Annotated in this window: 17 protein-coding genes; 5 read left to right on the top strand and 12 right to left on the bottom strand. The window is 60.8% G+C overall.

Translation table 11 applies throughout. From position 1 onward, the window contains the following. Positions 1–3 precede the first annotated feature (3 nt). The 3 genes from ACR0K4_RS10335 to ACR0K4_RS10325 form a co-directional block, all read right to left on the bottom strand. The gene (locus ACR0K4_RS10335; RefSeq protein ID WP_480853890.1) at positions 4–3,459 is read right to left on the bottom strand and encodes a chromosome segregation SMC family protein; all 3,456 of its coding nucleotides are present in this window, start codon (positions 3,457–3,459) and stop codon (positions 4–6) included. 141 nt (positions 3,460–3,600) lie between these two features. After that, positions 3,601–3,996 carry a hypothetical protein gene (locus ACR0K4_RS10330; RefSeq protein ID WP_480518502.1) on the bottom strand — a complete coding sequence of 132 codons (396 nt, stop codon included), beginning with the start codon at positions 3,994–3,996 and terminating at the stop codon, positions 3,601–3,603. A 44-nt stretch (positions 3,997–4,040) separates the two neighbouring features. Beyond that, entirely contained in the window at positions 4,041–5,234 is a 1,194-nt protein-coding gene (locus tag ACR0K4_RS10325; RefSeq protein ID WP_480853888.1) for an aminotransferase-like domain-containing protein, read from the bottom strand. Positions 5,235–5,384: 150 nt separating this feature from the next. Between ACR0K4_RS10325 and ACR0K4_RS10320 the strand changes: the two genes are divergently transcribed. Then, a complete protein-coding gene (locus tag ACR0K4_RS10320) occupies positions 5,385–6,155 on the top strand; it encodes a FadR/GntR family transcriptional regulator (RefSeq protein ID WP_480518498.1) in 771 nt (256 codons plus the stop codon). Beyond that, a complete protein-coding gene (locus ACR0K4_RS10315) occupies positions 6,155–6,631 on the top strand; it encodes a metal-dependent hydrolase (RefSeq protein ID WP_480853887.1) in 477 nt (158 codons plus the stop codon). The genes ACR0K4_RS10320 and ACR0K4_RS10315 overlap by 1 nt, the downstream gene beginning before the upstream one ends. A gap of 62 nt (positions 6,632–6,693) precedes the next feature. Here ACR0K4_RS10315 and ACR0K4_RS10310 read toward each other — a convergent pair whose 3' ends face one another. The 5 genes from ACR0K4_RS10310 to ACR0K4_RS10290 form a co-directional block, all read right to left on the bottom strand. Continuing rightward, positions 6,694–7,254, bottom strand: a complete 561-nt coding sequence (locus tag ACR0K4_RS10310; protein WP_480853886.1) for a F0F1 ATP synthase subunit B — start codon at positions 7,252–7,254, stop codon at positions 6,694–6,696. A 5-nt stretch (positions 7,255–7,259) separates the two neighbouring features. Continuing rightward, positions 7,260–7,811, bottom strand: coding sequence for a F0F1 ATP synthase subunit B' (locus ACR0K4_RS10305; RefSeq protein WP_170694642.1), 552 nt, complete (start codon positions 7,809–7,811; stop codon positions 7,260–7,262). Between the two features lie 86 nt (positions 7,812–7,897). After that, on the bottom strand, positions 7,898–8,122 hold the full coding sequence (locus ACR0K4_RS10300; protein ID WP_005981269.1) for a F0F1 ATP synthase subunit C: 225 nt from the start codon (positions 8,120–8,122) through the stop codon (positions 7,898–7,900). Between the two features lie 48 nt (positions 8,123–8,170). Then, a complete protein-coding gene (locus ACR0K4_RS10295; RefSeq protein ID WP_170587982.1) occupies positions 8,171–8,929 on the bottom strand; it encodes a F0F1 ATP synthase subunit A in 759 nt (252 codons plus the stop codon). Positions 8,930–8,931: 2 nt separating this feature from the next. Next, entirely contained in the window at positions 8,932–9,264 is a 333-nt protein-coding gene (locus tag ACR0K4_RS10290; protein ID WP_480518490.1) for an AtpZ/AtpI family protein, read from the bottom strand. 231 nt (positions 9,265–9,495) lie between these two features. On the opposite strand from ACR0K4_RS10290, the gene ACR0K4_RS10285 reads away from it, so the two are divergent. Beyond that, the gene (locus ACR0K4_RS10285) at positions 9,496–9,828 is read left to right on the top strand and encodes an ArsR/SmtB family transcription factor (RefSeq protein WP_480518488.1); all 333 of its coding nucleotides are present in this window, start codon (positions 9,496–9,498) and stop codon (positions 9,826–9,828) included. Positions 9,829–9,831: 3 nt separating this feature from the next. Here ACR0K4_RS10285 and ACR0K4_RS10280 read toward each other — a convergent pair whose 3' ends face one another. From ACR0K4_RS10280 to ACR0K4_RS10270, 3 genes are read right to left on the bottom strand one after another with little or no spacing between them, the layout of a single operon-like run. Further along, complete coding sequence (locus tag ACR0K4_RS10280; protein ID WP_480853885.1) at positions 9,832–10,230, bottom strand: universal stress protein; 399 nt, start codon at positions 10,228–10,230, stop codon at positions 9,832–9,834. Between the two features lie 60 nt (positions 10,231–10,290). Beyond that, positions 10,291–11,229 carry a DMT family transporter gene (locus tag ACR0K4_RS10275; protein ID WP_480518484.1) on the bottom strand — a complete coding sequence of 313 codons (939 nt, stop codon included), beginning with the start codon at positions 11,227–11,229 and terminating at the stop codon, positions 10,291–10,293. Continuing rightward, positions 11,226–12,104 (bottom strand): LysR family transcriptional regulator, encoded by an 879-nt coding sequence (locus ACR0K4_RS10270; protein ID WP_480518482.1) that lies wholly within the window; start codon positions 12,102–12,104, stop codon positions 11,226–11,228. Before ACR0K4_RS10270 ends, ACR0K4_RS10275 begins: the two co-directional genes overlap by 4 nt. 118 nt (positions 12,105–12,222) lie before the next feature. Here ACR0K4_RS10270 and ACR0K4_RS10265 point away from each other — a divergent pair, with 118 nt between their 5' ends. Then, complete coding sequence (locus ACR0K4_RS10265) at positions 12,223–12,804, top strand: FMN-dependent NADH-azoreductase (RefSeq protein ID WP_480518480.1); 582 nt, start codon at positions 12,223–12,225, stop codon at positions 12,802–12,804. Between the two features lie 65 nt (positions 12,805–12,869). Beyond that, entirely contained in the window at positions 12,870–13,613 is a 744-nt protein-coding gene (locus ACR0K4_RS10260) for an aspartate/glutamate racemase family protein (protein ID WP_480853884.1), read from the top strand. Positions 13,614–13,679: 66 nt separating this feature from the next. Here ACR0K4_RS10260 and ACR0K4_RS10255 read toward each other — a convergent pair whose 3' ends face one another. Next, positions 13,680–14,210 (bottom strand): prolyl-tRNA synthetase associated domain-containing protein, encoded by a 531-nt coding sequence (locus tag ACR0K4_RS10255; RefSeq protein WP_480853883.1) that lies wholly within the window; start codon positions 14,208–14,210, stop codon positions 13,680–13,682. Positions 14,211–14,268 lie beyond the last annotated feature (58 nt).

Genomic DNA, 14,268 nt, shown 5'->3' with positions numbered 1-14,268 from the left:
CGGTCAGGCGACCATCTGCTCGGCTTTCTTGAGGTCAACCGAGACCAGTTGACTGACACCCTGTTCCTGCATGGTCACACCAAACAGTCGGTCCATCCGCGCCATGGTCACGGCGTGGTGGGTGATGATGAGAAAGCGGGTGTCGGTCTGGCGGCACATCTCGTCCAACAGGTCGCAGAACCGGGTGACGTTGGCATCGTCCAGCGGCGCATCTACCTCGTCCAGCACACAGATCGGGGCCGGATTGGCGAGGAAGACGCCAAAGATCAGAGCGGTGGCGGTCAGGGTCTGTTCGCCGCCCGACAGCAGGCTGAGGGTCGAGAGCTTCTTGCCCGGCGGTTGGCACATGATCTCAAGCCCCGCATCCAGCGGATCGTCGCTTTCGACCATGACCAGATTAGCCTCACCACCGCCAAAGAGGTGCTTGAACAGCATGGCGAAGTTGGAATTCACCTGTTCGAACGCCGTCAGCAGGCGTTCGCGGCCTTCGCGGTTGAGGCTGGCGATGCCGCTGCGCAGGGCTTTGATCGCCTCTTCCAGATCGGCCTTTTCGCCGTTCAGGGTGTCGAATTCTTCCTGAACTTCTTTGCTGTCTTCTTCGGCGCGCAGGTTCACCGCACCCATGGCGTCGCGCTGACGTTTGTGGCGGTTTACCTCGGACTCAAGCGCATCGGCGGCAGGCATCTGATCGGGGTTCACGTCCAACTGGTTCAGCAACTGGTTGGGCGTCAGTTGCTGATCCTCGGCGATGCGTTCTGCCGCCGCCATCACGCTTTCCTTGGCCGCGTCACAGCGCGCCTCAGCCGCCGCGCGGGTTTCGCGCGCTTCCGAGGCCTGACGTTCCGCTTCGCGTTCGGCCAGCACCACCTCGCGCTGCGCGGTCTCGGCCTCGGCCAGCTTGTCGGCGGCCTCGGCTCGGCGGGCCTCAGCTGTTTCGATCAGTTCATTCAGTTCCTCGCGTGCCTCGGCAATCTCGCCGGGGGCGGCCATGGCCTCTTGCAGTTCCTCCTCCGAGCTTTCCTTGCGTTCGGCCAGCTCCGCGATGCGTTTCTCTGCGGTTTCCAGACGATGCTTCCAGCCGCTGAGGTCTTTGGTGACTTCTTGGCTACGCCGGGTGCGGGCCTCGCCCTCACGCCGCAGCTCGTCATGGGTCGAGCGGTGGGTCAGCATGGTGATCCGCGCGGCCTCGACCGTCTGCTTGATGTCTTCGACCTGCGCGCGGGCGCTGTCGAGATCGCCCAGACCGGTCAACGCGCCTTCGGCCTCGCGCAGTTGGGCGCGGGCAGACATGGCGTCTTCTTTGTGGCGGTCGACGGCGAGGGTCAGGGTTTCCAGCTTGCCCTGCGCAAGATTGCGATCCGCCTCGGCCCGACTCAGCTGGCGCGCGGTGTCGGCCATGCGCTGATCGGCGGCGCGGCGGGCCTCGCGCGCGCGGCGGTCGGCTTCGGTCACGTCGGCCAGTTGCTGCGACAGCGCCTCATGCGCAGCGCGGGCCCCGTCAGCTTGCGCCTCGGTGCGGGCGAGTTCCTGTTTCAGCGTTTCCAGCTTGTTGAGCTGTTCCAAACGCAGGGCGGCGGCGCTTGGGGCATCCTCGGCCCAGGCGCGGAACCCGTCCCAGCGCCACAGGTCGCCCGAGCGCGAGACCAGACGTTGACCGGGTTTCAGCGAGGCTTGCAGGCGTGCGCCCTGATCTGCGTCGACCAGACCAATCTGCGCAATGCGGCGGCTGAGGCGGTCGGGGCCGGAGATGTGCAGGGCCAGCGGTTCGGCCCCATCGGGCAGCGGTTGATCGGCGTCATAGCCTGCAACCTGCACCCAGCCCGATGGCCCGTCGCCTTCGACCAAAGGCGCGCGCAGGTCATCGGCCAAAGCCGCGCCCAACGCCTTTTCGTATCCCGGTGCCACGCGCAGCAGGTCCAGCACCTGCCCGCCCTCAGCCGTGTCGCGTTCGACCAACTTAGCCAGTGCGGTTGTCTCGGCCCGGATCGCGCCCAGTTCGCCCTCGGCCTCTGACCGTTTCGCGCGCGCCTCAGCCTCGCGCGCCTGCGTTTCATTGCGCAACTCATCGGCAGCGGCGAGCGCTTCTTCGGCGGCCTCAGCCGCCTCGCGGGCTTCTTCCTCACCCTCCTGCGCCGTCTGGAAGGCTTCGCTGGCGCGGGTCAGGGCGGATTTCGCTTCATCCACGGCGGCGCGGGCTTTTTCTTCTTCGCCCTCGGACCGGGCCAGTGTCTTGCGGCTGTCTTCAACCAATCGCTGCGCCGATTGGTGACGGGCGACCAGACGGGCCATATCCTCGGTCTGCTGCGAAAGGTGATCCTCGCGGTCCTGCAGGACCGACGCAGCCTCGCGGGCGATCTCGGCCGCCTCTGTGACCTTTTCGTCATAACCTTCGGCGGCTTTGGCAAGCTCGCGGGCTTCCCATTCCAGCCGTTCGATCATCTCACCCGCATCGCGATTGAGGCCGGATTCGCGTTCGATATCCTTACCAAGCTGCTGGATGCGGTTGGTCAGCGTTTCAATGGTCTGGCGGGCGCGGGTTTCCTGATCGCTCAGCTGATCGCGCTGCACCATCTGGCGCTGCAGAACGGCGGCGGCGATGGCCTCTTCCTCACGCAAGGGTGGCAGGGTCTCTTCGATCCGGGCGCGCTTGGCGGCAGCTTCGCGGGCGGCGGCTTCGGCGCGTGACGCTTCGGTGAGACGCTCGCGCAGCTTTTCCTCGGCCTGTTGGCGGGCCATGTCGGCCTCTTTCCAGCGGCGATAGAGCAGCATCCCTTCGGCCTGCCGCAACTGTTCGCCAATCTCGCGATAGCGGGCGGCCTGACGGGCCTGACGGGCTAATTGCGCCAATTGACCGCCCAACTGCTCCAGCACGTCATCAACGCGGGTCAGGTTGGATTCAGTGCCTTTCAGCTTCAACTCGGCCTCGTGCCGCCGTTGATAGAGACCCGAGATACCGGCCGCCTCTTCCAGAATACGGCGGCGGGCGCGGGGTTTGGCGTTGATCAGCTCGGCGATGCGGTTCTGACCCACCAACGCAGGCGAATGCGCCCCGGTCGAGGCATCGGCGAACAGCATCTGCACATCGCGGGCCCGCACATCCTTGCCGTTGGTCTTGTAGGCGCTGCCCACATCGCGGGTGATGCGGCGCACGATCTCCAACTGGTCGCTGTCATTGAAACCCGAAGGCGCCAGACGTTCCGAGTTGTCCATGGTCAGGACCACCTCGGCAAAATTGCGGGCAGGCCTTGTAGCGGCCCCGGCGAAAATAACATCTTCCATCGCGCCACCGCGCATGGATTTGGGGCGGTTCTCGCCCATCACCCAGCGCAGAGCCTCAAGCAAGTTGGACTTGCCGCAGCCATTGGGACCCACCACACCGGTCAACCCGTCCGCGATGATCAGATCGGTCGGGTCCACGAAGCTTTTGAAGCCGGTCAGTTTGAGTTTGCTAAAGCGCAATGGCTGCTCTTGGTATGATTCCTCTGATTACAAATTCTGCGCAAGGGATGGGCGAGGTGTCAACGTGATTGCGCAGGATATGGATCATTCACCCGAGTTATCCACAACATCTTGGCAATTCCACGCATGGATTTGCAAAACTCAATACGGCGTGCATTCAAAAACCTGATAGCCGTAGCCGCCCGAATAGCCATAGTTGACGCATTCATAGGATCGCATCATGAGCGCGCCAAAAATCAACTTCTCTCCAAGTTCCTGATCGCAGCCCAACACCCCCACGGTCACAGCGGCATCACCCAGAACGTCCAGCAGAGGGCAGCCCGAAACCTGCGCCATGGCCAAAACGGCGCGGTCGCGGATCGGGCCCAAACGCGGAGCGTATTGGGGGTTCACGCGCACTGCCTCGGCCAAGGCATCATTCACGCGGACATCGAAAACGCTGCCATTGACCTCGACCCGCGTCGCGGGCAGGCCCCGGAAATGAGGCGAAGCGCCCGAGCAGGCGGCAAGCAACAGAAATGCGAACAGACGGATCATGCCGCCTTTCTAGCCGCACGATGGTTAATGAAACCTTTCGCGCCTCAGGCACGCAACACTTCGCCCAACCGACGAATGCCTTCACGGATTGTCGGCTCATCGGAGTTCGAGAAACTCAGGCGGATGGTATTTTCTCCGGACCCGTCCGGAAAAAATGCCTGCCCCGGTACAAATGCCACTTTGACTGTATCCAGCGACCGCCGCAAAAGAGCAGCACCATCTTTTCCGGCGGGCAGCGTCACCCATATGAACATACCGCCCTCGGGTCTGGTCCAATCGACTCCGTCGGGCATATGCGCCCGCAGCGCTTGCAGCATCGTATCCCGCCGCGCGCCATAGACGCGCCGCAGCGTTGGTATATGGGTTTCAAAACAACTGTTCGCCACCTGTGCAATGGCCATCTGGTTGATCGTTGCCGAATGCAGATCGGCCGCCTGTTTCAACAGAACCAACTGAGAAATAATCGGTCTGGCCGCAACAACCCAGCCCACCCGCAGACCCGGCGACAGCGTCTTGGAAAAACTCCCGCAATAGATCGTGCGGCAGGCCTCGATCGAACCCTTTCGCTGGACCTCCAACGCCAGAACCGGCGGAATGGCGGGGCCGTCGTAGCGCAATGACTGATAGGCCCCATCCTCGATCACGGCGCAATTCAGGTCGTCTGCGAGGTCGAGCAAGGTTTCACGCCCGCGACGGTCGACCGTTTCACCTGTCGGGTTGGCAAAGTCGGGAGAGAGATAGGCGAACTTCACCGAACCTTCGCCAGCAGCAGCCTTGTATTCTTCAGCTCTGCGGTTGCCGTGGATGCTCAGCCGGTCGAACCGGGGTTCGTAAGCATTGAACGCCGCCAACGCTCCCAGGTAGGTCGGCCAGCCGACCAGAGCAGTATCACCAGCGGAAAGATACAGCTTACCAAGATAGTCGAGCGCTTGCTGCGAGCCCGAGGTGATCAGCACATTGTCGATCCCGCAGCTCACGCCGATCTGATTCATGTAATCGACAATCCACTCGCGCAGAGGCGGATGCCCCTCGCTCACGGAATACTGTAACGCCTGCGCTTTGTTCCGGGCCGTCAACGCAGACTGGAATGCAGAGGCAAAAGCCTCGGCCGGGAACAGATCGGCGTCCGGAATGCCACCTGCGAAAGAAATGATTCCCGGCTGCTCCAACACCTTGAGCAACTCGCGGATTTCTGACGCTTTCATTCGTGCAGCGCGCGTCGCAAAACCTGTTTCCATTGGCCAAACCCTCGTGCCTGAAAGGCACGCTAGCGGATCAGAATTTAAAGTCAATAATACTGACCTAATATGACAGCAGATGTGACGGCTTTTCTTGAACACCTATGGATTACGTGGTCATATGTTTTGACCGATTTCGAATGAAGCGACATGCCCTTTCAAAAAATCCACTCTGAAAAACTGTCTCTGGCCGTAGTGCGCCAAATCGAGCTTCTGATCCTGCGTGGCATCCTGCGCCCCGGAGAGCGGCTGCCACCGGAACGGGATCTGGCCGAGCGCATGGGCGTGTCGCGCCCATCGCTGAGAGACGCAATTTCGCAGTTGCAGGAACAGGGTTTACTGACCGCAAGGGCCGGGTCCGGCATATATGTGGCCGAGGTGCTGGGCTCTGCCTTTTCCCCGGCGCTGATCCGGTTGTTTGGCAGCCATGACGAAGCCGTGTCCGATTACCTGTCTTTTCGCCGCGACATGGAAGGGTTGGCGGCCGAGCGCGCGGCGCGGCTGGGGTCGGAAAGCGATCTGAAAGTGGTGCAGACCATTTTCGACAAGATGGAGGCCGCGCATAACCGCAATGCGGCGCAGGATGAGGCTGATCTTGATGCGCAGTTTCATATGTCCATCATCGAGGCCAGCCATAACGTCATCATGTTGCATATGATGCGATCAATGTATGACCTGTTGCGTCAGGGCGTGTTCTATAATCGCCAGTTGATGTTCCAGCAGCGCACCACGCGCGAGGCCATTCTGGATCAGCACCGCGCCATCAACTCGGCGCTGCAGCAGCGCGACCCCGAGGGCGCACGGAAGGCGATCGACCATCATCTGAGCTTTGTTGAAAGCTGCATGTCCGACCAGCAAAAGGCCAACCGGAACGAAGCCATTGCACAGCAGCGCCTGAAGCATGAAACCGGCGAAGTCTGATGTTTATCGGCCACCTACCCGGAGCGTATCTGACCTTTCGGATTGCAGCTCCAGGTCTCGGCAGGCTTGCTTTCGCGGCGGCGATGGTAGGGGCCGTCGCCCCTGATATCGATATCCTCTGGTTCTATCTTGTCGACGATCAGGGGCACCACCACCACTCCTACCTGACGCATCGCCCGATCATCTGGGCGGGCATTTTGCTCGCCGGGTTCATGATACGTAAATGGGCCTTGAGAACTGGTACCTTCCTGACCTTCTTTGGTGCCGGAGGGCTGGTTCACATGGTGCTGGATTCGATCACCGGGGAGGTTGCGTGGCTCTGGCCGTTCTTAGACGCAACGCATCCGCTGATCGTGGTGCAGGCCACCCATTCTCATTGGATATTGTCCTTCCTCAACCATTGGACGTTCAAGGTCGAGATCGTGATTACGCTGATTGCATTGCTTGTTTGGTTTCTCAGTTGGCGAAGAACCTGAGCGCACAAAAAAACCCGAGCGCCTGAGGCCCTCGGGTTCATTCAAATCATCTGGCTTACAGATCAGTGCAGCTTTTCACCGACATCCGCGATGGCTGCGTCGATCAGCTTGTTCGCCTGCGTCGCAGTCATCTGCTTGGCCAGAACCGCGTTGGCTGCCGAAACGGCCACGGTGATGGCCTGATCGCGCACCTCTTTCACAGCCGAGGCTTCAGCCGATGCGATCTGATCCTGAGCAGCGGCCAGACGGCGGGCGATGGATTTCTCCAGATCGACCTTGGCTTGTTCCGCCGCCAGAACCGCGTCCTGTTTGGCCGCTTCGACGATGGCGTCAGCCTGGGTCTGCACTTCGCGCTGCTTACGCTCGTATGAGGCCAGCAGGCTGCGGGCTTCTTCATGCAGGGCGCGGGCTTCGTCCAGTTCGGACTTGATGCCCTCGGCACGATTGTCCAGCGCCCCGCCGATCATGCCGGGGACCTTGAAGTAGAACAGGACCGCAATGAAGACGATGAAGCCCAGAAGGACGACAAAGTCGGTGTTGCCAAGTGAGAAGAACGGGCCGCTTGCAGCCAGCGCGGGGCTGGCGGCACCGACGGTCAGGATAAAGGCAAGAGTGTTCCGCATGTCACTTATCCTTTCGTCTGCGCGTCTACAGCGCTGTTGATGGCTTTGGCATCCGCCTCGCCGCCCAGCGCTGTGACCAGTTCAGCCGCCGTGTCCTTGGCAACCACTTGAATGCTTTCCAGCGCACCAGCACGGATATCGGCAATCGCCTTTTCCGATTCAGCCGCTTTTGCAGCGATTTCCGCATCCGCCTTGGCAATCGCGTCATCCAGACCAGACTGGATTTCGGCGCGGGCTTCCGCTGCGATACGCTGTGCCTCAGAACGGGCATCGGCCAGCGCCTTGTTATAGGCCTCTTCGGCCTCGACCGCCTTGGCCTTCAGATCTTCGGCCGCAGCCAGGTCATTTGTAATGGTCCCCTGACGTTCAGCCAGGATTGCCGCGATGCGGGGCAGAGCCACGCGGGACAGGACCAGAAAGATGACGACCAGCGTAATGACCAGCCAGAAAATCTGGTTGGGGAACCAATCGAAGCAGAGCTGCGGCATCCCGATGGCAGAGCCATGCGAGTCGACGCACGAGCCAACTACTTCTTCGCTAATGGGTTCAGTCGCCATGATGTCCTCCGTCGGAACGTTGTCTTTACAACAGGTGGGCCGCTATGGCTTGGACCCACCTGCGCGTAAGGATCAGGTTCCGCAGATTAGACGGCGAACATCAGCAGCAGCGAGACCAGGAATGCAAAGATGCCCAGCGCTTCTGCGAACGCGATACCGATGAACAGGGTTGCGGTCTGCGAAGCAGCCGCCGAAGGGTTGCGCAGGGCGCCGGCCAGGAAGTTGCCTGCAACGTTGCCCACCCCGATTGCGGCTGCGCCGGAACCGATTGCTGCCAGGCCTGCGCCGATGTGTGCGAGATCGCCTTCCATGATGTGTCTCCTTACGAATTGGAAGTTTCGATGTTGGGTGTTCGGACCTTAGTGCGACGGATGCAGCGCATCCTTGAGGTATACACAGGTCAGAATGGTGAATACGTAGGCCTGAATGAAGGACACGAGGACCTCGAGGCCGTACATTGCGGTGATCGCCAGAACCGACACGGGCGAGATCACGGCAATCGCGGCAAAGCCTGCGAACACCTTGATCACCGCGTGGCCAGCCATGACGTTACCGGCAAGACGAATGGAGTGGCTGACCGGGCGTACGAAGTACGAGATCAGCTCGATGATCGCCAGAACCGGGCGCAGCGCCAGAGGCGCGCTGGAAACCCAGAACAGGCCCAGAAACGCGGCACCGTTCTTAACGAAACCCAGAACGGTCACGGTCAGGAACACGGCCAGCGCCAGCGGGATGGTCACGGCGAAATGCGATGTGGTGGTGAACGATGTCGGGATCATCCCCAGGAAGTTCGCGCAGACGATGAACATGAAGAGGGTCATGACATAGGGGAAGTACTTGACGCCTTCCTTGCCGCAGATGTCTTCCAGCATCTTGTAGATGAAGCCATAGGCCAGTTCGGCCACCGACTGCATCCGGGTCGGAACAATCGCGCGCTTCGAGGTGCTGAGCACCAGCAGGCCGAAGATCGCGGCAATCGCCAGGAACATCCACAGGGTCACGTTGGTGGGCGTGTACCAGGCAATCGCACCGTCGCCAAAGAGCGGCTTGACGATGAACTGGTCCATCGGGTGGAATACCAGGCTGCTGCCTTCTGCTGCGGTGGTCTCGGTCGCCACGTTCAGTCCCTCTCGTCCTTCTCGGCCGCGCTTGCAGCCGCTTGTTTATCTTGAACCTCTTTCGCGCTGCGGAGCATAACCTTCACACCCGCGACAAGGCCCAGCAATGTGAACAGCACCAGAAAGATCGGGATCGTCCCGAGCAGGCTGTCCAGCCCGTATCCGATGCCAAATCCGATCCCCAGACCGGATACCATTTCGATGACCATCCTCCAGGCAAGCTCGCCCCCGGACACGTCAGCATCTGCGCGGGGTTTGGGCGCTTTGGCCTTTTTCGCCGCTTCGATCTTGGCCTCAAGCTGCGCCATACGCTGCTTTTGGTCGTCATCGGTCACGGGCGGGTCCCTCGTACAGTCTTGGGTAGGGTGCTAAGGGGCCGAAGGCACAGAGTCAACGCCATTGAAGTCGCAGGCGAAATACAAGCAAACATCTGATTCTTATTAATAATTTATCGCCTTCGCAGAACTGGAATAATGCACGGAAGCGACCGAGCAGGCTGATGGACCTGAATCTGCATATTCAACCAAGTGGTTGACCAACCTGGACAGCTGTGGTTCTGCAGATTTATGTCAAACGACCTCGACACCGTTTTCGCGGCCCTCGCCGACCCCACCCGCCGCACCATCCTTGCGATGCTGCTGGAGGACGACATGGCCGTAACGGATGTGGCCGAGCCGTTCGAGATGTCGCTGGCCGCGATCTCCAAACATCTGGTGATCCTGACCCGCGCGGGGCTGATCTCTCAGGAAAAACGCGGACGGGTGAAATGGTGCAAACTGGAACCCGACGCGCTGCGGGCCGCGTCCGTCTGGATGCAGGGGTTCGGACAGTTCGAGCCAATCAATCTGGACGCGTTTGAACGATTTCTGGAAGTCGAACTGCCCTCGGACGACGCCTGAGCGTCAACGCACCACAAAGACCGATACCGTCGCATGCTTGGCCAGATAGCCCGCATGGCTTGAGAAGATGTAATCCGTAATCCGAGGCGCATGGGTCCCGACGACAATCAGGTCTGCGCCGACCTCATCCGCAGCACGGGTCAGATCGCCGTCCATTTCGACGGCCACATCCACAGATTCGATCGTTTTTACCGAGACGTCCGAGCCGCTTGCTTCGGCCAGCTGATCGACAAAGGCCTTGATCTCATCGGCGTGAACCGACGCGTCTGATTGTGTTCCGGTGACACTGACGACGGTGATCCTGGCCCCCTGCCATTTCGACAACTGCGCGGCCACATCCGCCGCCTTGCGGGTTTCGGGCGGCAAATGCCGGTCCACTGGGATCATGATATGCTTGAACATGGTGAATTCCTCCTTATCAAAAAGTATAGAGAAATTTGAATGTTTACACTTTGATCTGTCTCAATGGCGTGTTCTGCCGGACGCCTTTCCTGCAATGGTCTTGGCGGGACCGCCTTCGCGGTTTTCGGGGCGCAGCAATAACAGCAATGCGACGCAGGTCATCAAAACCCCCACGATAATCAACGCACGAGGTGCACCATTGCCAAGCGCGATTTCCCAAAGAATGACCCAGCTGGGTGTGAGATAGGTATAGGCCATCACTTTGGCAGATGGCAGATTCAGCGATGCAAACTGAACCAGAACAAAACTGGCCGCCGTAGCGAAAATGGCGACGTAGAAAAGGCCAACCCAGACGATCAGCGGCAGATTGGCCCAGTCGGTCGCCTGTATGTCGGACCAGCCATAGACGGTCAGGATCAAACCTCCGGCGATCAGAGTGCCAAAGGTGAAGACCACTGCAGGCTCACCGCGATTGAGCTTTCGAACCATCGGAGTATAGACCGCATGCGCGATACACCCCCAGAAATAGACGATCTCTCCGGTTCCTATCTCGAATGCCAGGAAAGCCTGCCAATCCGCCCGAAAGATGACCCAAAGCGCGCCCAAGGCACCAACCGAAAGCGCCAGCGCCATGCGTGGCGTAGTGATCTGGCGCAACAATACCCAACCAGCCAACGCTGACATGACCGGGGTCAGCGTAAAAACCGCAGCGGCACTGACGGGCGGTGCGGTTTTGAGACCCTGGAACATCAGCACGAAATAGGCGCCAAACAGCCCTCCCAGCACCAGATAACGCCACGGTGCCTGCGCCGCGCTCCGCGGCAGACCGGTTGTGACCAGCGCTGCCACGCCGATCACCACGGCAGCTATTGCAAAACGCGCGGCCGTAATTGCGGACGGCGCGATTTGGTTTGCAACGATCGAACCTAAAGAGAAACTGCCCGCGACCAATGCCGAAAACGTCAGCATGGCCAGATGGCCACGCGCCTGTGGGCTCATGTCAGCCAACTTTTGGACTGTTCCTTCAGAAAGCTCAGAAAAGCCTGCACCTTGGTGGTGCGATGCAGATCCACATGCGTCACCAGCCACAGGTTACCGAACCATTCCGACACCGGCTCGATCACCTCGATCAGATCCGGGTCGCGGGCTGCCTCCCACCGCGCCATAAAGCCGATGCCTGCGCCCGACAAAACAGCCTCGCGGATACAGAAGTTGTTGGTGCAGCGAAATGTGATCCTGTCGACCGGAACGGTCTGACGCAGCCAGCGCGAGAACGGCGCGCGGCTGTTTTCATCATCCGTACTGACGAAGAAATGGTTCGGGAAATCAACCACACCGTCGGGCTTGCCGTGACGCTCGATATAGGTTGCGCTGGCATAAAGCCCGACCTCTTGCGTCATGAACGGCTGCACAACGTTATCCGGCTGATCAGGGGCCGAGCCGGCGCGAATGGCAACATGCGCCTCGCCATATTCCAGGCGGAACAGCCGGTCACCGGTCAGATACCGCACGATCAACCCGGGATGCAGGCGCTGAAAGTCGCTGAGCACCGGCACAACCAGAGGTGCCAGCGAGGATAACGATGTCACGACCAACTCGCCTGACACATCGTCGCCGCGCCCTTTCATCCGGCCCACAAGCTGATTGAACTGATCCTCGGTCGCCTGCGCCACGCGCAGAAGGTCCTCTCCGGCCTCGGTCGGTGTATAGCCGCGCGCGTGGCGCTGGAACAGTTTGACACCCAGTCGCGCCTCGATCGCGTCGATATGGCGGATGACAGTGGCATGGTGCACACCCAGAACCTCGGCCGCACCGCTGACTGTTCCCATACGTGCCACCTGATAGGCGGTTCTGACTTCGTCCCAATTGTCCATTGTATTTGCCTATGTGCAAAATCCCACAACGACTGTTGGTGTATCCGAGTTTTGTTCGCAAACGCAACAATCATATTGAGGCTGCACACGGGAACCCGCAACATAAGGACGCCCTCAAATGACCAAAACCATCCTGCATATCGACGCCTCGGCCCGCCGCAGCGGGTCAACCACCCGCGATCTTTCGGGCCGCGTGGTCCGCCACCTGAATGCCGGGCGCATCATCCGCCGCGATCTGGCCACGCCCTTGCCCCTGCTGACTGAGGACTGGATCGGTGCCAATTTCACCCCCGCCGATCAGCGCGACGCGGCGCAGCAAGACCTGCTGGCCCTGTCCGATGAGTTGGTGACCGAGCTTCAAAAGGCCGACACCATCGTCATCGGCCTGCCGATCTACAACTTCTCGGTCCCCGCCGCGTTCAAGGCCTGGATCGATCTGGTCGCCCGCGCAGGCGTGACCTTCGCCTATTCCGAGAACGGCCCCAAAGGCCTGCTGGAGGGCAAACGGGCCATACTCGCGGTGGCCTCGGGCGGCACGGCGGTGGGCTCCGAGATCGACTTTGCCACCACCTATGCCCGTCACGTACTGGGCTTCATCGGCATCCAAGACGTCGAGGTCATCGCCGCCGACCGCATGGCGCTGGACCCCGAGGCCACTTTGGCCAACGCGCAGAAAGCGGTCACTGAACTGGCGGCCTGATTGACCTGCACCCCCTGAACCGCCCAGTCTGCCCCCGAACGGGAACTGCAGGCTGGGCGTTTACCATGAAAAAGATCGGAATTCTGGGCGGTGTGGGCTGGGCCTCGACCGTCGACTACTATCGGGCGATTGCCGAAGGCGCAGGTCGCCACTTCGCTGAGCGTGGCCACGGTTCACCGCTGCCGGTCCCGCCCATGACCATCGAGTCTGTAACGCAGGCCAAGACACGCGCCCTGCGCGGCACCGCCGGAGACGAGGCCAGCTGGGCCGGTTTCGACGCCGTGTTCCGCGAGGCGCTGCTGACGCTGGAACGCGCAGACTGCGATTTCGGCATCATCGCCTCGAACACGCCCCACGCCCGGCTGCACGCTATCCGGCAGGGCGTGTCGATGCCGATCCTCAGCATCTTTGACGCCACGGCTGAGGTCACGGCCCAGACCGGCGCATCAAACGCGCTGGTCCTCGGCACCACGGTCACGATGCAGGCCACCGACTACGCCGACCGCCTCGCCGCCGAGGGCATCACCGCCAACACCAGCCTGCCCGACCCCGATATCACCGAGATGCAGGCGATGATCGACAGCGACTTCTACGGTGGCGCCTCCGAGACTGCCCATGCCCGCCTGCTGGCCTTCTGCAACAAACACGCCACACCCGGCACCGCCATCCTGCTGGCCTGCACGGAACTCCCCCTGGCCTTCCCCGACCATCTCGACGACCCGGTGTTCGAGGCCAACGGCCACCTCTTCATCAACCCCTCAGCCGCCCATGTCGCGGCCGCACTCAAAGAAGCTCTGGACACGCAATAAAGCGCCCGCCCCTTCTTCTGTTCAAAAATACTTCCGCCGGAGGCACGCGCCGCAAGGCGCGTCCCGTCACGCCAACCAAGCCACCTCGCACCCGATCCGTTCAAAGAACCCCATCAGATCCTCGCGCGCCATCGCAACGGTCCGGTCATTGACCAACGGGTGCATATAGATGACATCCGCCTGCTGCGCGGCGGCATCCATAAAGAACCGAACGTCCTTCCCCACCCCGTTGATCATCGCCAGAGGGCTGACTGCCCCGGGCCGGATCCCCAGATTCTGAAACAACCGATCCGCCGAGCCAAAGGACAGGTTGCCGATCCCCAACTCAGCCCCCAGCGCCTTGAGGTCGATCTCGCGGCTTTGCTCCAGCGTCACCAGATAGTTCCGCTTTTTCTTGTCGCGGAGATAGAGGTTCTTGAGCCGCAGCGCATTCTCGCCCGGCACCATGAACTGGTCCTCGACCCCCTTGGCATCCTCAACCGTGCGCAGCGGGACATGGCTGTGCAACCGATAGGCCAGCCCCCATTCATCCAACTGCGCCAACAGCGCGTCGGAGCTGAGCGGCAATGTATCCTGAAAGGCAGATGATGCGTCCATGGGAACCTCCTTTTGTGAGGCGGTCATTGCGCAATGACCGTGCGAATTCAAGCCACGA

This window comes from Ruegeria sp. K11 (assembly GCF_056531905.1).
The sequence above is the reverse complement of the archived record's forward strand: the minus strand, read 5'-3'. Positions and strand labels throughout refer to the sequence as shown.